This window comes from Arthrobacter sp. LjRoot14, from assembly GCF_964253905.1.
Taxonomy (GTDB): Bacteria; Actinomycetota; Actinomycetes; order Actinomycetales; family Micrococcaceae; genus Arthrobacter.
On record NZ_CAXURL020000001.1, the window covers coordinates 4,406,504 to 4,429,464 of the forward strand.

At 66.3% G+C, this 22,961-nt stretch carries 27 protein-coding genes; 13 read left to right on the forward strand and 14 right to left on the reverse strand.

The window, feature by feature from the left end; all coding sequences use genetic code 11:
- Window positions 1–190: 190 nt before the first annotated feature.
- The 4 genes from ACSQ12_RS19970 (at window position 191) to ACSQ12_RS19985 (ending at window position 2,847) form a co-directional block, all read left to right on the forward strand.
- Complete coding sequence (locus ACSQ12_RS19970; protein WP_436066639.1) at window positions 191–718, forward strand: MarR family winged helix-turn-helix transcriptional regulator; 528 nt, start codon at window positions 191–193, stop codon at window positions 716–718.
- A gap of 63 nt (window positions 719–781) precedes the next feature.
- Window positions 782–1,597 carry a methyltransferase domain-containing protein gene (locus ACSQ12_RS19975; RefSeq protein WP_209742101.1) on the forward strand — a complete coding sequence of 272 codons (816 nt, stop codon included), beginning with the start codon at window positions 782–784 and terminating at the stop codon, window positions 1,595–1,597.
- 53 nt (window positions 1,598–1,650) lie between these two features.
- Window positions 1,651–2,214: a dihydrofolate reductase family protein gene (locus tag ACSQ12_RS19980; protein ID WP_436066640.1), complete on the forward strand. Its 564-nt coding sequence runs from the start codon at window positions 1,651–1,653 to the stop codon at window positions 2,212–2,214.
- A gap of 9 nt (window positions 2,215–2,223) precedes the next feature.
- Window positions 2,224–2,847: a LysE family transporter gene (locus ACSQ12_RS19985; RefSeq protein WP_209742099.1), complete on the forward strand. Its 624-nt coding sequence runs from the start codon at window positions 2,224–2,226 to the stop codon at window positions 2,845–2,847.
- Here ACSQ12_RS19985 and ACSQ12_RS19990 read toward each other — a convergent pair whose 3' ends face one another.
- The 7 genes from ACSQ12_RS19990 to ACSQ12_RS20020 all read right to left on the reverse strand — a co-directional run bounded on the left by ACSQ12_RS19990 (window position 2,848) and on the right by ACSQ12_RS20020 (window position 12,262).
- The gene (locus ACSQ12_RS19990; protein WP_436066641.1) at window positions 2,848–5,427 is read right to left on the reverse strand and encodes an ATP-dependent Clp protease ATP-binding subunit; all 2,580 of its coding nucleotides are present in this window, start codon (window positions 5,425–5,427) and stop codon (window positions 2,848–2,850) included.
- A 129-nt stretch (window positions 5,428–5,556) separates the two neighbouring features.
- Window positions 5,557–7,140: an acyl-CoA synthetase gene (locus tag ACSQ12_RS19995; RefSeq protein ID WP_436066642.1), complete on the reverse strand. Its 1,584-nt coding sequence runs from the start codon at window positions 7,138–7,140 to the stop codon at window positions 5,557–5,559.
- Between the two features lie 42 nt (window positions 7,141–7,182).
- Complete coding sequence (locus ACSQ12_RS20000; RefSeq protein WP_436066643.1) at window positions 7,183–8,562, reverse strand: MFS transporter; 1,380 nt, start codon at window positions 8,560–8,562, stop codon at window positions 7,183–7,185.
- 55 nt (window positions 8,563–8,617) lie between these two features.
- Complete coding sequence (locus ACSQ12_RS20005; protein ID WP_209742095.1) at window positions 8,618–9,073, reverse strand: MaoC family dehydratase; 456 nt, start codon at window positions 9,071–9,073, stop codon at window positions 8,618–8,620.
- Window positions 9,074–9,193: 120 nt separating this feature from the next.
- Window positions 9,194–10,411: an acyl-CoA dehydrogenase family protein gene (locus ACSQ12_RS20010; RefSeq protein ID WP_436066644.1), complete on the reverse strand. Its 1,218-nt coding sequence runs from the start codon at window positions 10,409–10,411 to the stop codon at window positions 9,194–9,196.
- Between the two features lies 1 nt (window position 10,412).
- Window positions 10,413–11,306 carry an amidohydrolase family protein gene (locus ACSQ12_RS20015; protein ID WP_436066645.1) on the reverse strand — a complete coding sequence of 298 codons (894 nt, stop codon included), beginning with the start codon at window positions 11,304–11,306 and terminating at the stop codon, window positions 10,413–10,415.
- Window positions 11,307–11,308: 2 nt separating this feature from the next.
- Window positions 11,309–12,262 carry an SDR family NAD(P)-dependent oxidoreductase gene (locus ACSQ12_RS20020; RefSeq protein WP_436066646.1) on the reverse strand — a complete coding sequence of 318 codons (954 nt, stop codon included), beginning with the start codon at window positions 12,260–12,262 and terminating at the stop codon, window positions 11,309–11,311.
- Window positions 12,263–12,387: 125 nt separating this feature from the next.
- Between ACSQ12_RS20020 and ACSQ12_RS20025 the strand changes: the two genes are divergently transcribed.
- A complete protein-coding gene (locus tag ACSQ12_RS20025) occupies window positions 12,388–12,873 on the forward strand; it encodes a MarR family winged helix-turn-helix transcriptional regulator (protein WP_436066647.1) in 486 nt (161 codons plus the stop codon).
- A gap of 33 nt (window positions 12,874–12,906) precedes the next feature.
- Here ACSQ12_RS20025 and ACSQ12_RS20030 read toward each other — a convergent pair whose 3' ends face one another.
- From ACSQ12_RS20030 to ACSQ12_RS20060, 7 genes are all read right to left on the reverse strand, one after another.
- A complete protein-coding gene (locus ACSQ12_RS20030; protein ID WP_436066648.1) occupies window positions 12,907–13,161 on the reverse strand; it encodes a hypothetical protein in 255 nt (84 codons plus the stop codon).
- A 66-nt stretch (window positions 13,162–13,227) separates the two neighbouring features.
- A complete protein-coding gene (locus ACSQ12_RS20035; protein WP_436066649.1) occupies window positions 13,228–13,605 on the reverse strand; it encodes an ArsR/SmtB family transcription factor in 378 nt (125 codons plus the stop codon).
- A complete protein-coding gene (locus ACSQ12_RS20040; protein WP_436066650.1) occupies window positions 13,562–14,851 on the reverse strand; it encodes an MFS transporter in 1,290 nt (429 codons plus the stop codon). The genes ACSQ12_RS20035 and ACSQ12_RS20040 overlap by 44 nt, the downstream gene beginning before the upstream one ends.
- Before the next feature lie 72 nt (window positions 14,852–14,923).
- On the reverse strand, window positions 14,924–16,213 hold the full coding sequence (locus ACSQ12_RS20045; RefSeq protein WP_436066651.1) for an MFS transporter: 1,290 nt from the start codon (window positions 16,211–16,213) through the stop codon (window positions 14,924–14,926).
- A 240-nt stretch (window positions 16,214–16,453) separates the two neighbouring features.
- The gene (locus ACSQ12_RS20050) at window positions 16,454–16,726 is read right to left on the reverse strand and encodes a hypothetical protein (protein ID WP_390248204.1); all 273 of its coding nucleotides are present in this window, start codon (window positions 16,724–16,726) and stop codon (window positions 16,454–16,456) included.
- A gap of 139 nt (window positions 16,727–16,865) precedes the next feature.
- Window positions 16,866–17,288, reverse strand: coding sequence for a DUF302 domain-containing protein (locus ACSQ12_RS20055; RefSeq protein WP_436066652.1), 423 nt, complete (start codon window positions 17,286–17,288; stop codon window positions 16,866–16,868).
- Window positions 17,289–17,364: 76 nt separating this feature from the next.
- The gene (locus tag ACSQ12_RS20060) at window positions 17,365–17,622 is read right to left on the reverse strand and encodes a metal-sensitive transcriptional regulator (protein ID WP_209742084.1); all 258 of its coding nucleotides are present in this window, start codon (window positions 17,620–17,622) and stop codon (window positions 17,365–17,367) included.
- A gap of 129 nt (window positions 17,623–17,751) precedes the next feature.
- Between ACSQ12_RS20060 and ACSQ12_RS20065 the strand changes: the two genes are divergently transcribed.
- The 8 genes from ACSQ12_RS20065 to ACSQ12_RS20100 all read left to right on the forward strand — a co-directional run bounded on the left by ACSQ12_RS20065 (window position 17,752) and on the right by ACSQ12_RS20100 (window position 22,958).
- Window positions 17,752–18,405: a rhodanese-like domain-containing protein gene (locus ACSQ12_RS20065; RefSeq protein WP_436066653.1), complete on the forward strand. Its 654-nt coding sequence runs from the start codon at window positions 17,752–17,754 to the stop codon at window positions 18,403–18,405.
- Window positions 18,402–19,160, forward strand: a complete 759-nt coding sequence (locus ACSQ12_RS20070; RefSeq protein ID WP_436066654.1) for a sulfite exporter TauE/SafE family protein — start codon at window positions 18,402–18,404, stop codon at window positions 19,158–19,160. Before ACSQ12_RS20065 ends, ACSQ12_RS20070 begins: the two co-directional genes overlap by 4 nt.
- Before the next feature lie 49 nt (window positions 19,161–19,209).
- Window positions 19,210–19,551 carry a rhodanese-like domain-containing protein gene (locus ACSQ12_RS20075; RefSeq protein WP_436066655.1) on the forward strand — a complete coding sequence of 114 codons (342 nt, stop codon included), beginning with the start codon at window positions 19,210–19,212 and terminating at the stop codon, window positions 19,549–19,551.
- A gap of 33 nt (window positions 19,552–19,584) precedes the next feature.
- A complete protein-coding gene (locus tag ACSQ12_RS20080; RefSeq protein ID WP_436066656.1) occupies window positions 19,585–19,881 on the forward strand; it encodes a rhodanese-like domain-containing protein in 297 nt (98 codons plus the stop codon).
- Window positions 19,882–19,961: 80 nt separating this feature from the next.
- The gene (locus ACSQ12_RS20085) at window positions 19,962–20,324 is read left to right on the forward strand and encodes a thioredoxin family protein (protein WP_436066657.1); all 363 of its coding nucleotides are present in this window, start codon (window positions 19,962–19,964) and stop codon (window positions 20,322–20,324) included.
- Between the two features lie 19 nt (window positions 20,325–20,343).
- Window positions 20,344–20,727, forward strand: a complete 384-nt coding sequence (locus ACSQ12_RS20090; RefSeq protein WP_436066658.1) for a rhodanese-like domain-containing protein — start codon at window positions 20,344–20,346, stop codon at window positions 20,725–20,727.
- 117 nt (window positions 20,728–20,844) lie between these two features.
- Window positions 20,845–22,254, forward strand: a complete 1,410-nt coding sequence (locus ACSQ12_RS20095) for an MBL fold metallo-hydrolase (RefSeq protein WP_436066659.1) — start codon at window positions 20,845–20,847, stop codon at window positions 22,252–22,254.
- 272 nt (window positions 22,255–22,526) lie between these two features.
- Entirely contained in the window at window positions 22,527–22,958 is a 432-nt protein-coding gene (locus ACSQ12_RS20100) for a LexA family protein (RefSeq protein WP_043485064.1), read from the forward strand.
- Window positions 22,959–22,961 lie beyond the last annotated feature (3 nt).

Sequence of the window (22,961 nt, forward strand, 5' to 3'; positions counted from 1 at the left end):
AGTTGATTCCAGCATAGATTATCTCCGCTGTGGAGATAAGTGCCAGACTAGCTTGTTTTGAAGATCTCCTCCCTGACGGGAATGACCGCCCGGCCCTGAGGCAACGTCAGGCTGACGGATCATCGGGCTGAAGTAAGATCCTCAGGACGGCGGCCGTAAAGAACAGCCCGGGAAATAGATGGAGGCAGGGATGGCAGACGACGACGCAGTCGGCACTCCCGGCGGCCCCCCGGCGCTCGTGTTGCTGCTTCAGGAGTTCACGCTGGAAGCCAACCGCTACGTGGACACAGCGGGCGGGCGGAATGACATGCATCGCACGGACCTGAACGCCCTGGCCGTCATCATGCGGCATGCCGCCAAGGGCACGGTGGTCACACCCGGCGTCCTGCGGAAGGAACTCCACCTCAGCTCCCCCGCCACCACAGCCTTGATCGACCGGCTGGACCAGTCCGGCCATGTGGTCCGCGAGCGGCTGGGCTCCGACCGCCGGCAGGTCCAGCTCCGGATGACGCCCAAGGCCTACCGTGACGGCGGCGCCATGTTCCTCCCGCTGGCCCGCCACATGGGCGCCGCCATGGCTGACTTCACGCCCGCGGAGCTCGAGGTGGCGGCACGCTTCATGGAATCCATGACCCGGGCGACTATCCGCGCGGCACAGGAAGCGGCGGAGCCGGGTACGGCCGGGCAAACGGGACCTGGTGTGGCGGCGCCGGAATAACGGGGCCTGTTTTGGTTCGCTCGATTGCCGCGCATTTTCCCGGCAGAGCGGTAGCGTTTCCTTATGAGTGCACAGCAGCCTGAAGACGTGTACACGCACGGACACCACGAGTCCGTGGTCCGCGCCCATGCCTCACGGACCGCAGAGAATTCCGCCGCGTTCGTGATCCCGTACCTCACCCCGGGCACTTCCGTGCTGGACGTGGGCTGTGGACCGGGCAGCATCACCTGCGACTTCGCCGGCCTCGTGGCGCCGGGGCAGGTCACCGGGTTGGACCGCGCCCCCGACGTGATCGCACACGCCGCCGCGCTTGCGGCCGAACGCGGCGTGGAGAACGTCGGGTTCGTGGCCGGAAACATCTACGACCTGGATTTCGACGACGAAACGTTCGACGTCGTCCACGCCCACCAGGTGCTCCAGCACCTGACGGACCCCGTGGAGGCCCTGCGCGAAATGCGCCGGGTCGCCAAGCCGGGAGGCATCGTGGCAGTGCGCGACGCCGATTTCCACGGCATGAGCTGGTACCCCGCCGTCCCGGAACTGGACGAATGGATGGAGCTGTACCAGCGCATTGCCCGCCGCAACGGCGCGGAACCCGACGCCGGACGCCGGCTGGTCTCGTGGGCGCAGGCCGCAGGGTTCACGGACGTGGCCCCCTCCAGCAGCAACTGGTTGTATGCCACGGGCCAGCAGCGCCGCTGGCAGGCCCGGGTCTGGGGCGAGCGCGTGCTGCATTCGGCGTTCGCGGACCAGGCCCTGGAATACGGCTTCGCCAACGCCGCCGACCTTGCCCGGATTTCCGCGGGCTGGCACCGCTGGGGTTCCACCGACGACGGCTGGTTCCTGATCCCCAACGGCGAAGTCATCGCGCGGGCATAGGTGGCTGCGCTCGTAGCTAGGATGCAGGAAGACCATCAGCGAGGAGAATCCCCATGCGCAAATTGACCGCCGGCCTTTTCTACTCTGTGGACGGGGTGGTTGAATCCCCCAATCTTTGGCAGTTCGACAGTTTCGACGAGGAACTCGGCACCGGGATGAACGACATGATGGCCAGGGTGGAAACCGGACTACTGGGCCGGGTGGGCTACGAGCAGTGGGCCGGCTACTGGCCCGGCGCGGCCGCTGACGCCGACTTCGGCGCGTTCATCAATCCCCTGCAGAAGTTCGTGGCCTCCAGGACCTTGTCGGGCGAACTCTCATGGCAGAATTCCCGGCTTATGGACGCACCGCTCGAGGAGTTCGTAGCCAACCTCAAGAAAGGCGACGGCGGCGAAATTGCCGTGTTCGCCAGCATCTCGCTGACCCGGCAACTCCTGTTCGCGGGGCTGCTCGACTCGCTGATGCTCATGGTGCACCCGGTCATTGCCGGGAGCGGCCGGCGGCTGTTTGAGGACGGGGACCCGGTGACGCGGCTGGAGCTGCAGGATTCGCAGCGGACCAGCAAGGGGAACATGATCCTCAGCTACGGCGTCCGCCCCCCAGTCCAGCGCCACTAAACTGGAGGGGTGCAACCCTCCCTTTGGCTGGCCCTGGCCGGCGCCGGCGTCCTGATCAGCTTCACCCCCGGAGCGGGTGCCATCAACACCATGAGCAACTCCCTTAATTCGGGTTTCCGGCGGTCAATCTGGGGAATCCTGGGCCAGCAGGCCGCACTGGTGATCCACGTGCTGATCGTGGCCCTGGGCGTGGGTGTCCTGGTGGCCAGCTCGCCCGTGGCATTCAACGTGATCCGCTACGCCGGCGCGGCCTACCTGGTCTACCTGGGCATCCGGCAGTTCCTGCACAAGCCGGACCTGGACCAGGAGAAGGCAGCCGAGCTCCGGAATGAACCGGCAGCATCCATGTTCCGCCGGGGCCTGTGGGTCAATCTGCTGAACCCCAAGGCCGTCGTTTTCTTCCTGGCCTTCATGCCCCAGTTCATCAGGCCCGAGCAGCCGCTGCTGCCCCAGTATCTCGTCCTCACCGCCACCGTGGTGGTCATCGACATTCTGGTGATGTGGTTCTTTTTCGCCGCCGCAGCCAAGTCCTTCCAGCGCTTCACGCACAACGCCCACGGGCAGAAGATCCTGAACCGGACGTTCGGGGTGCTCTTCGTGGCCGTGGGCGTCATGCTGGCGCTGATCCACTAACTAGGCGGCCAGCGGAACCTCCGCGCTGCCGGCAGCCACCACCAGCTCCGGCCCGTCCGTGGAGACGGTGACCTGTCCCCCGGCCGCGAGGCCTGAGCCCACCAGCAGGTCGGCGATCCGGTCGTCGAGTTCGCGCTGGATCACGCGCCGCATGGGCCGGGCACCGTATTCGGGTTCGTAGCCCCGCTCGGCAATCCAGTCCACCGCGTCCTCGCTGACCACCAGGCCGATGCCCTGCGAGCGCAGGCGGGCTTCGGTGTCGTTCAGCATCAGCCGCACGATCTGGCGCAGCTGGGCCTGGTCGAGCTTGCGGAACAGGACGATCTCGTCGATGCGGTTAAGGAACTCCGGCCGCATCGATTCACGTAGCCGCGCCAGCACGCGGTCGCGCAGGGCCTTCTCCGAGCCGAACGCGCCTCCCTCTCCCGCCGCGGTGAACCCGGTGGGTCCCGCCTTGCTTGCCAGGAACTCCGAGCCCAGGTTCGAAGTCATGATGACCACCGTGTTGCGGAAGTCCACGGTGCGCCCGTGCCCGTCCGTCAGGCGTCCGTCGTCGAGGACCTGCAGGAGGAGGTTGAACACGTCCGGGTGGGCCTTCTCGACCTCGTCGAGCAACACGATCGAGTACGGATTGCGCCGTACCCGCTCGGTCAGCTGCCCGGCCTCGTCGTAGCCCACGTAGCCCGGAGGGGCACCAACCAGGCGGCTCACGGTATGCCGTTCACCGAACTCGCTCATGTCGAAGCGGATCATGGAGTCCTCGCTGCCGAAGAGCGAGCCCGCCAGCGCTTTGGCGAGTTCGGTCTTGCCCACACCGGTGGGGCCCAGGAACAGGAAGCTGCCGATTGGCCTGCCTGCGGCACCCATGCCCGTGCGGTTGCGGCGAACGGACTTCGCAATCAGGCTTACGGCGTCCTCCTGGCCCACCACCCGCTGGTGCAGGTCTTCTTCCAGCCTGGCAAGGCGTTCCCGGTCACCCTCGGTGATCCGGCTTGCCGGGATGCCGGTAGCGCGGGAGATGATCTCGGCGATCTCCGCTTCATCCACGACGGCGGACCCGCCGCCGTCGGCTTCCCGGCTGGCCGCGCCGCCGTCGAGCTTCTCCTTCAAGGCTTTCGCTTCGTCCCGGAACCGGGAGGCCGCTTCGAAGTCCTCCGCGGCAATGGCGCCGTTCTTCGATTCCTCGAGCGCGTCCAGCCGCTCGCGGAGGCCGGCAGCGTCCTGTCGGGACCCGAGCTTGAGGCTCAGCCTGGCACCGGCCTGGTCGATAAGGTCGATCGCCTTGTCGGGAAGGAACCGGTCCGTCACGTAGCGGGCGGACAGTTCGACGGCGGCCCTGACAGCCTCGTCGGTGTAGCGGACACCGTGGTGTTCTTCATACCGCTCGCGCAGCCCGGAAAGGATCTGCACGGCATCTTCGATGGAAGGCTCCCCTACCTGCACGGGCTGGAAGCGGCGTTCGAACGCGGGGTCCTTCTCCACCTTGCGGTATTCGTTCAGGGTGGTGGCTCCCACCACGTGGAGTTCGCCGCGGGCAAGCCGCGGTTTCAGGATGTTGCCCGCGTCCATGCCGCCTTCGCCCGCGCCGCCTGCACCGATGACGGTGTGTAGCTCGTCGATGAACAGGATGAACTGACCCGGGTTCGCGGTGACTTCGTACATCGCCTTGGTCAGCCGCTCTTCGAAGTCGCCCCGGTAGCGGGTCCCGGCGAGCATGGCCGGGAGATCGAGCGAAATGACCCGCTTGTTACGGAGCTGTTCGGGCACCGTGTCGGCGGCAATGGCCTGGGCAAGGCCCTCGACGATGGCCGTCTTGCCCACGCCCGCTTCGCCGATCAGCACCGGGTTGTTCTTGGTGCGCCGGGCAAGGACCTCGATGGTCTGGGCTGTTTCGTCGGAGCGTCCGATGACCGGGTCAAGGCCGCCGGAGCGCGCCAGGGCCGTCAGGTCAGTCCCGTAGGTGTCCAGCGTCGGAGTTTCCGAAGTGGCGCCGGGAGCGCCTGCGGATGCAGCAGCTTCCGGGGCGCCGGCTCCGGACGGCTCGGTGCCGGCCGCCTCGCGTGCCCCGGTCTGGAAGGACTCCGGCGTGATACCGGCCGCGGCGAGAACCTGCCCGGCGGGCGCGTCCTGGTTGAGCACCAGCGCGAAGAACAGGTGCTCCGGGTCGATGTAGGTTGACCCGAACGCCCGGGCCACCTGGTAGGCATCGAGCAGGGCGCGCTGCGCGGACGGTGTCAGCGCAGGAGCGGTTGTCGCCGCCCGGCCGGACTTCTCCGGCAGGCGTTCTTCAGCCGCCTTGGCCACTGCCGCGGGGTCGGCCCCGGCGCGGCGCACGTAGCTGGTGGCCGGTTCCGCCCCGGCCATCGTCCGCAGGATGTGCAGGGCATCCACATCGCCGTGTCCGAGGTCCACGGCGAACTGGCCGGCGAGCGAGAGCACTTCGTGGGTGCGGCGGCTCAGCAGCCGGGTGATGTCCGTGGGGCGCCCGGACCGGGCCGCGCGCTGGCCCTGCAGGTAGCGCGCAAGGAACTCGTCAAACGAACCGCTGCCGGTACCGGCAGGTCCAAAAAACGTTGGCATGTACCCTCCGTAGGTAAAGTTGAGTGCAATTGACTCAAGTCTCTAGCTACGAAGATTATTCCCGGTTCGGGGACGGGGCCGCAACTGTCCGTTCGCGCCCGGCCCCGTTCTCGCTACTGCACGTTCGCGCTACTGCAACTGACCGTTCGCGGGGGTCAGCTTCCGCAGGTCCGCCTTCCTGATCTTGCCGCTTGCCGTCCGCGGCATCTCGTCCACGAACACCACCGACTTGGGGATCTTGTAGCGGGCCAGCCGGCCGTCCAGGTGCGCCCGCAGCTGCTCTTCGCTCAGCTGCGCCCCCTCCCGCAGGAGCACCACGGCCCGGGGCACTTCGCCCCACTTCTCGTCCGGCACGCCGATCACCGCGACGCTGCCCACGGCCTCCAGCTCGGTGATGGCCTGCTCCACTTCCGCCGGATAGATGTTCTCGCCGCCGGAGATGATCATGTCCTTGAGCCGGTCCGAGATGAACACGAATCCGTCGCCGTCCTTGTAGCCCATGTCGCCAGACTTGAACCAGCCGTCCGCGGTGTAGGAATCGGCCGTCGCGTCGGGCCGGTTCCAGTATTCGTGGATGACGTTGGGGCCCTTGATCTGGATCTCCCCCACTGTGCCCGGCGCCGCCGGCTCCGCCTCAGGTCCGGCGAGGTCTGCTATCCGGACCTCGGTGAAGAAGTGCGGCAGGCCGGACGATCCGGCCTTGTCCCGGGACCGTGCCGCCGGCAGCGTGGTGGCGCCCGGCGCCGTCTCGGTCATCCCGTAGCCATTCGAAAAGCGCAGCCCGCGCTTCTCGTAGGCGTCCAGCACGCGCAGCGGCACCGCCGACCCGCCGCAGGTCAGCTTGTTCAGGGAGCTCAGGTCCGTGGTTTCCCAGGCGGGGTGTTCGCAGAGCATCTGGTAGGTGGTGGGCACCCCGCTGATGGTGGTGGCCCGGTGCCGTTCGATGAGCTGAAGCGTCCGCAACGGATCGAAACGGGGTTCCAGGACCACGGTCCCGCCCTTGAGCAGCGTGGGCAGGACGCCCATGTCCAGCGACGCCACATGGAACATCGGGGAGATCATCAGGGCCACGTCGGTGGAGGCGAAGTCGAAATCGACAATCACGTTGATGCAGTTCCAGGTGATGTTCCCGTGGGTCAGCAGGGCGCCCTTGGGGTGCCCGGTGGTGCCTGAGGTGTAGAGGATCATGGCGCCGTCGTCCAGGCCCACCGGCTCGTCCGGTGCCGCCTCCGCGCCGGACGCCACCACGTCCTCGTAGCGTTCCGCCGGCTGCTGCCCCTGCGCAGCGGCAGCGCCGCCGTCGTGCTTTCCTGGCACGTCGTCGACTGCGATCCGCCGGCCCGCCGCCGTCCCGTCCGCGCCGCGGACCGCCAGGTCCGAGAGGCTCGCCGCGTGCACCAGCAGCACCGCACCGCAGTCGCGGAGCTGGTACTGGATTTCCGGCGGGGCCAGCCGCGTGTTCAGGGGGACGAAGACGGCTCCGGCCAGGCCGCAGGCGAAGAGTGTCTCCAGGAAAGACGGATCGTTCTCCCCCAGGTAGGCCACCCGGTCCCCGCGGGCCACGCCGCGGTCACGGAGGGCGTTGGCAAGCCGGGCCGAGCGTTCCGCCAGTTGCTCGTAGCTGACCTCCCGGTCTCCGGCGATGATTGCTGCCTTGTTGCCCGACTTCGGGCGGCGCCGTTGCAGCCACGAGCCGATGCCAAAATTTTCCACGGCAAATCCTTTCTAATTAGACGGTAGTCCCTGGCGGCCGGATCAGAGCCGGACAGTCTGGAGATCGTTGTTCTTGGGTTCCCGGGTGAGCAGGATGAAGACGATCGACACCACGGACATGATGGCCAGGTACCAGACCACAGAGCCGGTGTTCTGGCCGGAATCCTTGAAGATCTGCGCCACGATGCCGGGCGTGAACCCCGCACCGAGCAGCGTTGCCAGCTGGTAGCCCAGCGAGGCGCCCGTATAGCGGGACGTTGTGCCGAACTGTTCGGAAACGAAAGCCGCGAGCGGCCCGAACAGCATGGAGTGGATCATCAGGCCCACGGCGAATGCCACGAAGATCAGCATGATGTTGTTGGAGGACAGCAGCTGGAACATCGGCACGAGGTAGGCGATGAACACCACGAGTCCGCCCACCATCACCGGCCGCCGGCCCAGCTTGTCCGAGAGCCTTCCGCCCAACACCACAAACACGATGGAGACCAGGGAGGCCGCGGCGTAGGCGTAGAGCACGCCCTGGCGGTCTGCGCCCTTGGAGACGGCGAAGGTCACCGCGAACGTTGCCAGCACCACCTGCAGGGCGAACCCCGCGGCTCCGGCCAGCATGGTGAAGATGAGGGTCTTGGGCCGGCGGAGCACCTGGAGGAGCGGAATTTCGCGGCGGGCCGGGACGGTGCCGCCGGCTCCGTTTGTGCCTTCCGCCCGTGCCGCTTCGGCCTGCACGCGCTTTTCCTGTTCGAGGGCTGCCTTGAAGATGGGGCTCTCGGAGACCTTCAGCCGGACAAACATGCCCACGCCCAGCAGCACGAAGGAAAGCAGGAAAGGCACCCGCCAGCCCCAGGCAAGGAACTGGTCGTTCGGCAGAGAGGAGAACGCGCCCATGATGAACGTGCCCAGGACGGCACCCGTCGGGGCCCCGGCGTTCACGAACGACGCCGCGAAGCCGCGCTTGCCGGACTCCGAGTGTTCCAGCGCCATCAGCGCGGCGCCGCCCCATTCACCGCCGACGGCGATGCCCTGGAAGACGCGGAGGATCACCAGCATCACGGCGCCCCACGGCCCCGCCACGGAGGCGCCCGGGACCAGGCCGATCAGGGTGGAGGCCACGCCCATGACCAGCATGGAGACGATGAGCATTCCCTTGCGGCCCAGCTTGTCGCCGAAGTGGCCGAAGATGACCCCGCCGAGGGGGCGCGCCACGTACCCGGCGGCGAAGGTGCCGTAGGCCGCCACCACGCCTACCCATTCGTCCATCCCGGAGAAGAAGACCTTCGGGAAGACGACGGCGGCGGCCGTGGCGTAGAGGAGGAAGTCGTAGTACTCGATGGTGCTGCCCAGATAACTGGAGGCGATGACCGTGCGCGCTTCCTTGCGGCGTTCGGCCGTACCCATGGCTTGAAGCTGAGTGAGTCCAGACATGGCTGTTCCTTTAGGACAGAGGGATAAAAAGGGGGTTTGTTACAGGGAATGCGGCTTACTTGTAGAAGCGGGCCAGGAATTCGGCCACGACGGCGGGGCGTTCCTGGCCTTCGATCTCGATCGTGTTGGCGACCTTGATCTGGGCGCCGCCCTTGACCTCGGTGACCTCGGCAATGGTGGCCTGCATGCGGATCCGCGAGCCCACCTTCACCGGCGAGGTGAAGCGGACCTTGTCCAGGCCGTAGTTCACTTTGGTGGTGACGCCGTCGACGTCGAACAGCTCGCCCCAAAACGGAATGATCAGTGAGAGCGTGAGGAACCCGTGGGCGATCGGGGCGCCGAACGGGCCGTCCTTGGCGCGCTCCGGGTCCACGTGGATCCACTGGTCATCGCCCGTGGCGTCGGCGAATTTGTTGATTTGTTCCTGCGTGATTTCGCGGTATTCGGTCACGCCGAGATCGGTTCCGGCGAGCGTGAGCAGTTTGTCGAAGTCGACGACGAGATTGGGCATCTTTGCCTCCTGGGGCGGTTTTTGGAGTTGCGGAAGTACGACGGCGGTGCGGTGCTGCCGCCTTCGGGCTTGGGGTGTTGTTCGATTCAGTGAGCGCCGTTCAGTGAGCGCCGCTCGCGGTCAGCGGGTGAAGGCGCTTTCGCCGGTGAGGGCGCGGCCGATGATGAGGGCGTTGATGTCGTGCGTGCCTTCGTAGGAGTAAACGGCTTCGGCGTCGGCGTGGAACCTGGCCACATCCGTTTCGAGCGTGATTCCGTTGCCGCCCACTACTTCGCGGGCCAAGGCGACGGTCTCGCGCATCAGCAGGGACGTCTGCATCTTGGCCAGCGCGGAGTCCTGGTCGCGGTAGATTCCGCGTGCCTGCTGTTCGGTGAGCCGGACCACGAGGGACAGGGAGGACGTGACGTTGCCGAGCATCCGGGCGAGTTTTTCCTGGACCAGCTGGAAGGAGCCCAGCCGGCGGCCGAACTGCGTGCGTTCGGTGACGTAGCGGAGGGCGGCTTCGAACGCCCCGGCCTGGATCCCGGTGGCAATCCAGGCAACGTCCGAACGCATGGCCCGGAGCATCGCGGCCACATCCTTGAAGGAGTTCACGTTGTGCAGCCGCCTGGATTCCGGCACGCGGACGCCGTCGAGCGTGATGTGCGCGTTCTGCATCATCCGCAGCGCAGTCTTGCCGTGGATCTTTTCCAGCGTCACGCCGTCCGCTTCGCGGTCAACCAGGAAGGCCTTGACCTGCCCGTCTGCCTGGTCCCGGGCGAAGACCGCCAGCACGTCGGCACTGACTGCGCCGCCGATCCAGCGCTTGGCGCCGTCCAGGACCCACGAATCCCTTTCCCTGCGGGCTGTGGTGGACAGCCCGCCGGCGATGTCGGAACCGGAGTCCGGTTCCGTGAGGGAAAAGACGCCCTTGAGGGAGAAGTCGATGACCTTCGGCATCCACTCGGCCTGCTGCTCCGGCGAGGCGCCCACCCGGATGGCGGTGCGGAAGAGTCCGGCCTGGGACGTGTACCAGGTGGCCAGCGAGGCGTCCGTTCGGGCGAGTTCGAAGATCCGGAATCCCTGGTAGATGCCCCGGGCAGGGCTGCTTTTTGCGCCCGTGAGTTCCGCCGGTTCCATCAGGTCCAGATCGATCAGCGGCTGTGCCAGTTGGGTGGGGAACTCCCCGCGTTCCCAGTAGTCGGCCAGCAGGGGCTGCGCTTCCCGGTCCAGGAAGTTCCGCAGCCGTCCCAGCACGCGGCGCTCGTCCTCCGTGAGGAGGGACTCGGCGTCGTAGTAGTCGCAGGCGCCGTAGAGGCGGGCAGCCGCCACGGTCCCTGTATCGGTATCGAGGCTCATCTCAGCCGCCCAGTCCGAGCAGGCGCACGGCATTGTGCCGGAGGATCTTGGGCCGGACCTCGTCCTTGAGCGGCAGGTCCGCGAAGGCGCTCAGCCACTTCTGCGGCGTGATGAGCGGGAAGTCGGTGCCGAACAGGACCTTGTCCTGCAGGACCGAGTTGGACATGCGGACCAGTGACTCCGGGAAGTACTTGGGCGACCAGCCGGAGAGGTCGATGAACACGTTGGCCTTGTGCGTGGCGATGGAGTTTGCCTCGTCCTGCCACGGCACGGAGGGGTGCGCCATGATGATCTGTAGTTCCGGGAAGTCCGCGGCGACGGCGTCCAGCAGGAGCGGGTTGGAATACCCCAGTTTGATGCCGTACCCGCCGGGAAGGCCTGCGCCCATGCCGTTCTGCCCGGTGTGGAAGATGGCTGGCAGGCCCAGTTCCTGGAGCGTCTCCCACAGCGGATAGAACTCCTCGTTCGAGGGGTCGAAGCCCTGCAGGCTGGGGTGGAACTTGAAGCCGCGGGCGCCGAGGTCGATGGCCTGGTGCTTCGCGCCCTGGATCGCGTCGGTGCCGGTGCGGGGATCCACGCTGCCGAAAGGGATCAGCACGTCGTTGTTCCGGGCGGCGCCGGCGATCAGGTCCTCAATGCTGTTGGGTTCGTGCTTGAGCTGGGTCCTTGCGTCCACAGTGAATACGACGGCGGCCATGTTCAGTTCCCGGTACACCTCGGCGATGCGGTCCAGCGACGGGGTGCGGTCCTCGGACTTGAAGTACTTGGCCGAGGCTTCGGTGAGCGCAGGCGGGAGTGACTCGTGGCCGTGGCCGTCCACTTCGAGGTGGACGTGCATGTCGATCGCGTCGAGCTTCGCGGCGTCGATGCCGAGCTCGTAGCGGGTGGCAGCCATGGCTAGCCCACCTTCACGGGAGCTGCGGCAGGCCGTGCCTCCGGCTTCAGGTCCTCGGGCAGCGGGAGGAATTCCTCGCCCACCCCCTGCAGCTTGCCGCCGAAGAGCGGGCCAAAGTTCTCCACGAGGTCCTCGTAGCGCCAGCCGCCCTCACGGTATTCGGTGGCCGCGGCCTCGGGGTGGGTCCAGAGCTGAAGCCGGTCGCCGCCGGCGCCGATGGCCTGGCCGGTGATGCCGGCCGCCTCATCGGAGGCGAGGAAGGCTACCAGCCCGGAGACGTCGTCGGCCGTTCCAAACCCGAGTTCGTGGCGGAAGAAAGCCGGCATGGCCTCCCCGCGCTCGTCCGCTTCCACTGCCTTCTGGAAGTAGGGGACGGTCTTGGTCATGGCTGTGGCCGCCACCGGGATGACGGCGTTGGCTGTTACCCCGGCCTTCTTCATTTCCAGGGCCCAGGTGCGGACCATGCCCACGATGCCTGCCTTGGCGGCGGCGTAGTTGGTCTGGCCGAAGTTCCCCCGCTGCCCGGTGGGCGATCCGATGGTGATGATCCGGCCGGCAATACCGTTCTCCTTGAAGTAGGCGAACGCTTCCCGGACGCACGTAAAGGTGCCGCGGAGGTGGACGTTGATGACGGCGTCGAAATCCTCGTCGGTCATCTTCAGCAGGCTCTTGTCCCGCAGGATGCCCGCGTTGGTGACCAGGATGTCGAGGCGGCCGAACTCCGTGATGGCCGCCTGCACCAGCTGCCTGGCCACTTCCGAGCTGCCGACGGGAGCAACGACGGCGGCGGCCTTCCCGCCGTCGGCCTCGATGGTCCGGACCGCTTCCGCAGCCACCTCGGCGTCCACGTCATTGATGACGACGGCGGCGCCCTGCCGGGCGAGCTCCCGGGCGTAGGCCAGGCCCAGGCCCCGGCCGCTCCCGGTGACGATTGCTACTTTGCCTGACAGGCTCATGGCTGCTCCTTTGCTAGCTGACCTTGTGCATTCCCGCCATCGGCGTGGGATGCTGTTCTATATCCATGAAATTATGGATAGTTGAAAATGTCAACGATTTATTTTGAGGATTATTGGAGTTGGGCATGACGATCGAGACACAGGGCGGTCAGCGCACCGAACAGGCCCACAAGCTGGTCGCCGCGTCCATCAGCCAGGACCTCGGATTCCTGCTGGCCAAGCTGCATGCCGCAGGGTCCGTTGTGAATAACAGGGCGCTGGCCGAATTCGACCTCAAGGAGCGCTCCTACTCCGTCCTGATCCTGGCAAACAGCGGACTGGAGCCGACGCAACGCGAAATGGCCGACTTCCTCAGCCTGGACCCCAGCCAGATCGTGGCCCTGGTGGATGAGCTGGAGAAGCGTGGCCTGGTGGCGAGGGCGCCCGGGAAGCAGGACCGCCGGGCAAAGACCGTTACGGCCACCGCCAAGGGAGGACGGCTTCTCGAGCAGGCCGGCGAGGCTGCGCGAAGGGCTGAAGCGGAAGTTCTGGACGGGCTGCCCGCGGAGGAATCGGCCCAGCTCAAGGCACTGCTCCGCAAAGCACTGTGGGGCGCCGGACTGCCCGAGTGAGGTCCTGGGCCTAGTGGGCCGGCCTGTCCAGGCCTACCGGGCCGGGCCGTCCGGGCGGGTATTCCCTTCGCGTTCGGTCTGGTTCCGGCGCGCCAGCTCTGCCATGACCACCGGCCCCACCAGGCCGGCGTGACTCGGGCCCGGGGTGTTTCCGCTGTTCTTCAGGAGGCCGGCCAGCGCTTCGAGCTCACCCGTGGGGACAGCGGACAAGGAGGCGTACGCCTTGATGACACGCCGTTCGGCGATGCCGGCATGGCGGCCTCTGTCTGCGTGTAGTTTGCGGCGCATGGGACATCCTCAACGAAGAATCCGGAGGCTGCCTGCATAACCCGAAGCCAGAATACCGCAGCGGGGTCAGTCGTGGAACGGTTCTCCCGTGGTTCGATGGTCCGCGTGGTTGATGGTCTCCCGGATCAACCGGACGAGGTGGCCGTCGTGGAGCGAGTAGATGACGTGACGGCCGTCCTTCCTCCCGTCCACCATTCCGCTGAGCCGCAGCTTGGCCAGATGCTGGCTGACTACGGTCCGCGGGACGGCCGCCGCCTCAGTGAGTTCAGTGACGCTCTTGGGGCCCTGCGAAAGCTGCCACAGCAGATGCAGGCGGGTGGGCTCGGCCAGCATCCGCAGCGTGGCGGCGGCATTTTCAAGCAACTCCGGGCCGGGGGTGACCGGGTGGACGAGCGAGGGCTCATCCGTTCCGGCGCTGAACGGACTGCTCGGCTGGCTGCTCAACGGTCTGCTCCTTGATGGCGGCTGGGTCTGGTCCTAGAGGAGTCTTCCCGGGCCAGAACAGGAAGGCTCCTGCACTGCCAAGTATCGCAAGGATTGTCAGCGCCACTGCAGCCCAGCCAAGGCCCGCGGCGGCGCCGATCCAGCCTGCCAGCGGGTAGCTCAGGATGTAGCAGGCGTGGGAGAGCGAGAACTGAGCCGTGAAGACGTAAGGAAGGGTGCTCGCGGTGGAGGCCTCCCGAAGCAACCGGGAGCACGGCGTAATAACGGCGGAAGTGGCAGCTCCCAGCAGGAGCCACAGCGCCAGCAACGGCCACCATCCCGTCTCCGGAGACGCCAGGAACATCACCGCGGCGGCACCGGCGAGGGACGGCGGGATCAGGGAGGCGCCGGTCATCATGACAGCGCGGTCTCCGAAGCGGTCAAGGAGCCGCGGGGCGGCCAGGGCGACGGCCATGGAGCCGGCACCGAAGCAGGCAAGGGCGACCGCGAGATCGGATGCGGGACGGTGCAGGCCGTCCCGGACATAGACCACCGTATTGACCAGCACCAGGGCGGTCGGTGCGGACACTGCCAGGTTCAGCGCCAGAAGGGATCTCAGCCGCCGGTCGCGCCAAAAGATCCGCGTTCCCAGCGTGGTCCGGTGCCACAAGGAAGGCTGGGGACCCCCGGGCGCAGTGATCCGGGGAACGGCCGTCATGGCGACGAGGGTCGCCGAGGCCACGAAGCCTGCAACCGTACCGAGGAACAGATTGCTGTAGCTCATAACGGTCAGCAGCAGAGCGGCGGCGGCCGGGCTGACCAAGGCTTCCATGTCGTAGGCGAGCCGGGACAGCGAAAGTGCATACGTGTAGTCCCGGGGATCCTTCAGGATGATTGGTATCAGCGACTGGAAAGCCGGCGTAAAAGTTGCGGACGCGGACTGGAGCAGGAAGATCACCACGTAGATCTGCCACGTTTCCGTGATGAACGGCAGGCACAGGGCCATGGCCGCCCGTACCAGGTCGGCGGCGATCAGAACGGGCTTCCTGGGCAAGCGGGCCACCAGCGCGGTGATCACCGGGGCCAGTCCCACGTAGGCCAGCATCTTGATGGTTAGCGCCATACCAAGGACGGCCCCGGAGTTCCTGCCCCCAAGGTCGTACGCCAGCAGTCCGAGGGCGATGGTCAACAGGCCCGTCCCCGCCAACGCCACGATCTGGGCACAGAACAACCGGGCGTAGACTCCGTTGCGAAGAACCGCGAACACTGGACTCCTCAAGTGCATATGTGCACTAACGTGCACTTATAGACTAGCTGAGTGGCGCCGGGAAGCAACCGCCTAGCGGAATGAGGGCTTGTGGTCGGCGCCGCGCATCCGGACTGCCACCACAACACCGGATACTCCGGTGAGGGCGGCAACGACGGCGACCGCCGCGGGGATGCCGTAGGCGTCGGCGATGATTCCGGACAGCAGGGCGCCCACCGCAAAGCCGCCGTCGCGCCACAGCCGGTAGATCCCCACCGACCTGGCCCGCCATTCAGGGTGGGCCACGTCTCCGATGGCGGCCAGCAGCGTCGGGTAGACCATGGCTGTCCCCGCCCCCAGCAGAACGGCCGCGGCCAGCCAGGTTTCAAAGCCGGCACCAAAGGCGACCATGCCGAGCGCGATTGCCTGCACCAGCATGCCTCCCACGATCAGCGGCTTACGCCCGATCCGGTCCGACAGCGCGCCGGTCACCAGCTGGCCGGCGCCCCACACGGCCGGGTACACCGCCGCGAGGATGCCGATGCGTTCGATCGTTAGTCCGGCGGCCGCAAAGAGGACAGGGAACAGCCCCCAGGCAAGGCCGTCGTTCAGGTTGTTCACCATGCCCGCCTGGCTCACGGAAGACAGCGACTTGTCTCGGAAGCTCGTCAGGGTGAACACCTCGCGGTTGCTTAGCTGTCCGTGCGCCCCCTCGTGGACCGCAACATGGTTGGCGGCCTCAGCCCGGGCGTGGTGGTGCGTTTCCCGTACGGTGAGCACGGAAAGCCCCAGGCCGACGGCGATGAACGCAGCACCTAGCAGGAACGGGCCGGGGCGCAACCCGTAGGTGGAGGCGATGTAGCCGGTGGCCAGGGCGGTCCCGGCGACGCCGAGGTAGCCGGCCGCCTCATTGAGGCCCATGGCCAGGCCCCTGCGTGACGGACCCACGAGGTCCATCTTCATCATCACCGTGGTGGACCAGGTCAGCCCCTGGCTGATGCCGAGGACGACGTTGGCCGCGACGATCCACCCCCATGACGGCCCGAAGATCAGCATCAGCGGGACGGGCAGCGCAACCAGCCACCCCGCCACCAGGACCGGCTTGCGCCCGTAACGGTCCGACAGGGTTCCGGCGAAGTAGTTGGTGCCCGCCTTGGCCACCCCGAACGCCAGGATGTACGTCAATGCGCTGGTGTACAGGTCCAGCTTGAAGACCTCACCGGCCAGGAGGGGCAGGACGGTCCTCTCCTGGCCCAGCGTCCCGCCCACCAGGGCGTTGACCGCCACCAGGATCATGAACTGCGCAAGATTTTGCCGCAGGCCCAAGGTTATGGCGCTCTTCGTGCCGGGCCGGTGTTTCGGGGAGGTGTTGCCGGGGGTCATGGGTCTGTTCCTTGGGTTCCGAAAGCGTGGTCTGCATTTACGGCAGGCAGGCATCCGGTGACGCACGAAACCGGCGCCGGGCATCCCGCCCCACAGCGTAACCACGCCGTTCGGAAGGGCCGACGGCGACTGGGGACAGCCCGGGTCTCAGCGGGCTTTTCGCCGCCGGCCCCATAACAATTTTAGGAGATTACGCCCCGCTGCGTGCGAGTGGACGCTACCCGTTTTCCCCCGGTTGCGCTATGCAGACGGGGTTCCGGCCACGCGGCCTGCGGCGCGTGCGGAGCGGTTGCGCCACCAGCGGCGGACGAGGTCCACCATGGCCAGGAGTCCTGCCAAGGGCGAAAGAACCGCTGCGGTGTAGACGAAGAGCAGCCACGTGAGGGTTGCAATGGGCGGCTGGCTGGTACTGAGGAGGGAGAGTCCGCCGAAGAAGGCCACTGTCCAAAAAAGAACGACTCCGAAGAGCACCGCTGCAGCAGGGAAATACTCGTTCGTCACTACGGTCATCACAGTGTTCAATGCTCTTCCTCCTGACTGGTTTGGCGCCGGACTTCACCGCGTCAATCTCAGTATGGGGCCAGCCAAACCAGGATTCCGGCAGGACGCAGAAACCGTGACGAAAATAACCAGAGTCCGTGCCGGGAACTGCTCAGCCGGGGCTCTTTACCGACGCCAGCACTTCCAGCGCGGCGCGCAGCCGGGCGTCGGCGTCGTTGGCCACTTCCGCAACGGCGGGACTGCCGCTGAGCTGCACCATGGTCTGCGGATCAATGGCCTGGATGGTTGTCATGTCCGCGTCCCGGCCGCGGCGCACCACGACGTTGCAGGGCAGCAATGCGCCGAGGTCCGGCTCGGCAGCAAGCGCACGGCTGGCCAGGGCAGGGTTGCAGGCACCCAGAATGACGTAGTCGCCGAGTGCTTCCGCGGCTTCGGCACCAAGCTTGGCCTCAAAGGTCGCGCGGACGTTGATCTCCGAAAGGATGCCGAACCCCTGTGCGGCGAGCGCCTCCCGCGTCTGTTCGACGGCGTCGCTCCAGGACAGCGGGACGGTCACAGTGTGGGCATAGGTCATATTGTCTCCTTGGACGTGGCCGGCAGGCCCGAACGGTTGGGTGTTCTTGTCGGTGGTTTTGCGGCTTGGCTGCGGCTCAGGCGAGGGAGAGGAAGAGCTTCTCCAGCTCTTTCGTGTCCATGCTCGCATCCTTGCGGACAAGGCATTGCTCAAGCCCGCTGGCAATGATGGCGAATCCCGCACGGTCCAGTGCCTTTGACACCGCGGCCAGCTGGGTCACGACGTCTTTGCACTCGCGGCCTTCTTCAAGCATTCGGGTTACTGCGGCCAGTTGCCCTTGGGCCCTCTTGAGCCGGTTGATGACCGGCGCGAGGTCGGTTGAATCGAGTTCCATGGTGCCTCCGGATAAGGGATGTATGCACTTCAGGATATACCCCCCGGGGTGTTTTGACTACCCCTGGGGGTATCTGTAATACTCGGTGGGGTATTCAGCTTTTGCCTGATCCGTCTTGAAAGGACATCCATGACACGCCCCTCCGCTTCGGCATCCGCCTCCGCTTCACCGGCCCCCGCGGTCACCGCCCTTGATCCGGAAACGCTGCAGACGTGGTTTCAGGAACACAAGGACCTCGTGGTGATCGACGTACGATCGGCCGCAGAATTCGAATCCCTGCACATCCGCGGTTCGTACAACGTTCCGCTCCCACTGCTTTCTGAGCACACCGACGAACTGGCCACCCGGCTGGGAAGCCGTGTTGTGCTTGTCTGCCAGTCCGGCGCGCGGGCCGAACAGGCACGGCAGCGCCTCGGCGGCGCCGGCATCGGCACCGCCTACGTACTGACCGGCGGCGTGCCGGGCTTCGCAGCTGCCGGCGGAAACGTTGTCCGCGGCAAGGCCCGCTGGGACCTGGAGCGCCAGGTCCGCCTTGCGGCCGGCTCCCTGGTAGTGCTGGGCCTGGCCGGCGGAAAATTCGTCTCGCCCAAAATCCGGCTGCTCGCAGGAGCCATCGGCACGGGCCTGACATTCTCCGCAGCAACCAACACCTGCGCCATGGGCCAGGCCCTCTCGGCGATGCCATGGAACAAGGCTGCCAAGGAACCCACCCGTGAGTCCGCCATCCTGCAGCTGCCATCGGCAGGGGTGCAGGCAAATCAGGACCGGGCGCAGGCGGCATGATTCCAGCTTTGGCCCTGGGGCTACTCGTCGGGGTTGTACTCGGCGTCGTCGGGGGCGGCGGCTCGATCATCGCCGTCCCTGCCCTGGTGTACGGAGTGGGCCTAAGCCCCGCGGAGGCCATCCCCACCTCCCTGCTGGTGGTGGGCCTCTCCTCGCTGGCGGCACTCCTGCCAAGGTTCCGCGAAGGCATCAACTGGCCCGTTGTCCTCCTGGTCGGAGCGGCCGGCATCCCGGCCGCCTGGGGAGGCGCGGCCGTGGGTCGGCTGCTGGATCCGAACGTACTGATGCTGGCATTCGCGGGCATCATGGTGGTTGCCGGCGTCCGCATGTTGATGCGCACCAAAGAACTGGAGGGCTCTTGTAGCACCGGTCCAGCGCGGGCCTTCCGCTCCTGCGCCCCCAAGGCCGTCGGCGTCGGGCTGCTGGTCGGCTTCCTGACCGGGTTGTTGGGAGTTGGCGGCGGATTCCTCATCACGCCGGCCCTCACGCTCTTCCTGGGGCTGCGCATGAAGCAGGCCGTCGCTTCCTCGCTGGCCATCATTGTCATCAACTCCGCCGCAGGCTTCGGAGCACACGCCGCCGGCTTCACCATCGAGTGGTCCACGGTCCTTGCCTTCACGGTGCCGGCCATCCTCGGATCGCTCGGCGCTGCCCGCCTGGCCCGTCTACTCAAAGACAGGCACGTGCGCATTTCGTTCGCCGTCCTCATCTTCGCTGTGGCCGCCTGGGTCACGGCCAGCACCGTCACAGCCTGACCGGCATCCGTCGGCCCGCCAGCAAAAAACCCCCAAGAAGGAGAACCCAATGGGCCTGATCGACTCGCTGAAGAAGGCCTTCAGCAAACCGTACAAAACCGTCTCGGTGGCCGAGGCCAAGGAGCTCCTGGCATCGCGGGCGGTGCTGATCGACGTGCGCTCCGCGCAGGAATGGCGAAGCGGCCACGCACCCCAGGCCAGGCACCTGCCATTGGACAAGCTGCAGGCCGACGTAACGGGCCTGCAAAAGGGCCGTCCCGTCGTCGCCATGTGCCAGTCGGGAGTCCGCTCAGCCTCCGCTGCGCGCCTGCTGGCCAGCAAGGGCTTCGAGGCATATTCGCTCCGCGGCGGCATCGGGGCCTGGCGCCAGGCCGGCGAACCCGTCCGCTAACCATCCACCCCACACCCCGGAAAGGAACCCGCCATGGCTGAAATCACCGTCACCGAAACTGAACAGCGGCGCGCCAGCGCACAAATCCTCGACGTCCGCGAAGACTTCGAAGTCGCCGAAGGCATGATCCCCGGCGCCATGCACATCCCCATGGGGCAGCTGCAGGCCCGCTTGTCCGAGCTGGACCCCGCCGTTCACATCATCGTCGTCTGCCGCAGCGGCAACAGAAGCGCCCGCGTGGCAGATGCCCTCAACGGCGCCGGATTCAGCGCCGACACAATGACCGGCGGCATGATCGCGTGGAGCCGCGCTGGACTCCCCGCCGCCTAACCGGCCCGCCTCATCCGCAGCCACAGCCCCTCCCCTGACCCACAAGCCACAAGCCACAAGCCACACCTAAGGAATCCAGCATGGCAACCATCGACATCACGGAAGAATCGCTTGCCCGGACGCTTGAGGACAACGACATTGTCTTCATCGACTTCTGGGCCGGCTGGTGCGGCCCCTGCCGCATGTTCGCCCCCACCTACGACGCAGCGTCCCAGAAGCACCCGGATGTCGTTTTTGCCAAGGTGGACACGGAAGCCGAGCAGGCCTTGGCGGCCGCTGCCGGCATCACGTCCATCCCCACACTGATGGCCTTCCGGGACAAGACCCTCGTCTTCTCCCAGCCAGGCGCACTCAATGCGGCCGGACTGGAGCAGGTCATCCAGGGCGTCAAGAACCTCGATATGACGGAACTGCGCGCGCAAGCAGCGCAGCATCAGTCCTGACGAATATCCACAGAAGCCGATGCGCAGTATTACGCCCGGCGATCTGGCGGCAATCTGGCCCCGCTCGGTGGTGGTGGACGTGCGGCGCCAGGATGAATATGCCGTCGCCCATATCCCGGGCAGCCTGAACATCCCCCTCGATGAACTGCCCTTCCGGCAGCAGGACCTGCCAAACAGCACGCTCTACGTCCTGTGCGGTTCAGGCAAGCGCAGCAGCAAGGCCACTGCGCTCCTCACTGCCCAGGGCCACGACGCGGTCAACATCGCGGGCGGCATCACGGAGTGGTACCGGGAAGGCCACCCGGTGAGCTATGCACCACCGGCGCCAGACGAACTTCCGTCCGGACGCTGGAGATCTGCACTGGAGAAACTGGCGAAATGGCGCGCCCGAAGCACCGGCTGACGGTTTCAAAACCACAGCGCCACACCATTTGCGGTATACCCCCAGGGGTATTATGCTTTTGAGTAGATCAACAAGAATTCCCCTCCCCCACCCCCCAACTTTTACGAAGGAGAACCCATGCTTCTCGAGCGCATCTACGATGAAGACCTCGCCCAGGCCAGCTACTTCATTGGCTGCCAGCGGAAGGGCGAGGCAGTTGTTGTCGACGCCCGCCGTGACATCGACACCTACCGCTCCCTCGCCGCAGCCAACGGCATGAAGATTGTGGCCGTTACCGAGACCCACATCCACGCCGACTACCTCTCAGGCACACGTGAACTCGCGGCCGCCACCGGGGCAAAGATCTACGTCTCCGGCGAAGGCGGCCCCGACTGGCAGTACGGTTTCGACGGTGAGCGCCTGTTCGACGGCAGCAAGATCACCATCGGCAACATCACCGTGCAGGCGCTCCACACTCCGGGGCACACCCCGGAACACCTGTCCTTCCTGATCACGGACGGCGCATTCAGCAGCGAGGCCGGATACCTGCTCTCGGGCGACTTTGTCTTCTCCGGCGACCTCGGCCGCCCCGACCTCCTGGACGAAGCCGTCGGCGGCGTGGACACCCGCTTCCTGGGTGCCAAGCAGCTGTTCGCCAGCCTGCGCGACAAGTTCCTGACCCTGCCCGACTTCGTCCAGGTCTATCCGGGACACGGCGCCGGCAGCGCCTGCGGCAAGGCCCTGGGCGCCATCCCGTCATCCACGGTGGGCTACGAGCGGCTCTACGCCTGGTGGGGCCCTTACCTCGCCGCCAACGACGAGCAGGGATTCATCGACGAGCTGCTCGACGGCCAGCCGGACGCACACGCCTACTTCGGCCGCATGAAGCGCGAAAACCGCGAAGGCCCCGCCGTCATGGGCGAACGCGCGCCGCTGCAGGAACTGGACGCGGCCGACGTCGCAAGGAGCCTGGCAGAAGACACCCTGACCTTCATCGACACCCGCTCCAACGGCGAGGTCCACCGGGGCACCGTGGTCCGGTCCCTCAACGTTCCGGCCGGCAAGTCCGTTGCCAGCTACGGCGCCTGGGTGGTCAACCCCGAGACGGATAAGAACCCGCTGGTGCTCCTGGCCAAGGACCAGGAACAGGCCCAGGACATGTGGGACCACCTGGTCCGCGTGGGCATCGACAACGTGGCGGGCTACCTGACCGGCATCGACGGGCTGCCCACCTTCACGCCGAAGCTGATCCAGCCCGAGGAACTCGAGGGCTTCGACGCCGCCATGGTCCTGGATGTCCGCAACAAGACCGAGCACAAGGCGGGGCACGTTCCGGGCTCGTACCAGCTCAGCGGCGGCCGCGTCATGTGGCACCTGGATGAACTGCCCACCGCCGGCACCATCGTGTCCTACTGCCAGTCGGGCGTGCGGAACTCCGTAGCCGCCAGCGCGCTGCGCCGGGCCGGGTACGACGTCGTCGAACTCGACGGCAGCTACGCCGCCTGGGCCGCTATGGATCAGTCGGCACAGACGGCTTCGGCCCGCTAATCCCGCGGCCGGCCGACGCTGACGGCCGAACCAACCGCACAAGACCCCCGCCCGGCATTTCCGGGCGGGGGTCTTTCCTCGGGTGCGAACGGAGAACTCCTTCACCGGGGATGGGAGATGCGCTCACGGTGGCTACGCGGTAACCCGCCGACGCGAAAGGCGCTGATACTCGCGTGAAGTGGTCGGTGCCGGAAAATTTCGCAGAGAATATCCAATGTCGGAGCCTGGGTCTACACTGAAGTATCGAACATATATTCGAATAAAGGTGTGTTGTGGGCATAGTTATCGGTCCCCGCGTGATAGACGCGGGCACATCCCTGCTGTCGGTATTGATCTCTCCTGTACCCGTCGCAGCGGGGTACCCTTCGCCGGCGCAGGACTACTTTGACGGCCGGATCGACCTCAATGAACACCTGATCAAGGACATCACCAGCACCTACATCGTGCGGGTGTCCGGAGACTCGATGGAGGGGGCCGGGATCAGCGACGGCGACGAGCTGATCGTCAACCGTGCCCTGGACCCCAAGGACGGATCAGTGGTCATAGCGGTCCTGGACGGTGAACTGACCATCAAGCGGCTCAGGGTTACGGCATCCGGAGTGGTGCTGCAGGCGGACAACCCCCGGTATCCGGATATCAGGGTCCCGGCGTTGTCGGACCTGGTGATCTGGGGCGTGGCCACGCGGTGTCTGCACCATGTCTGAGTC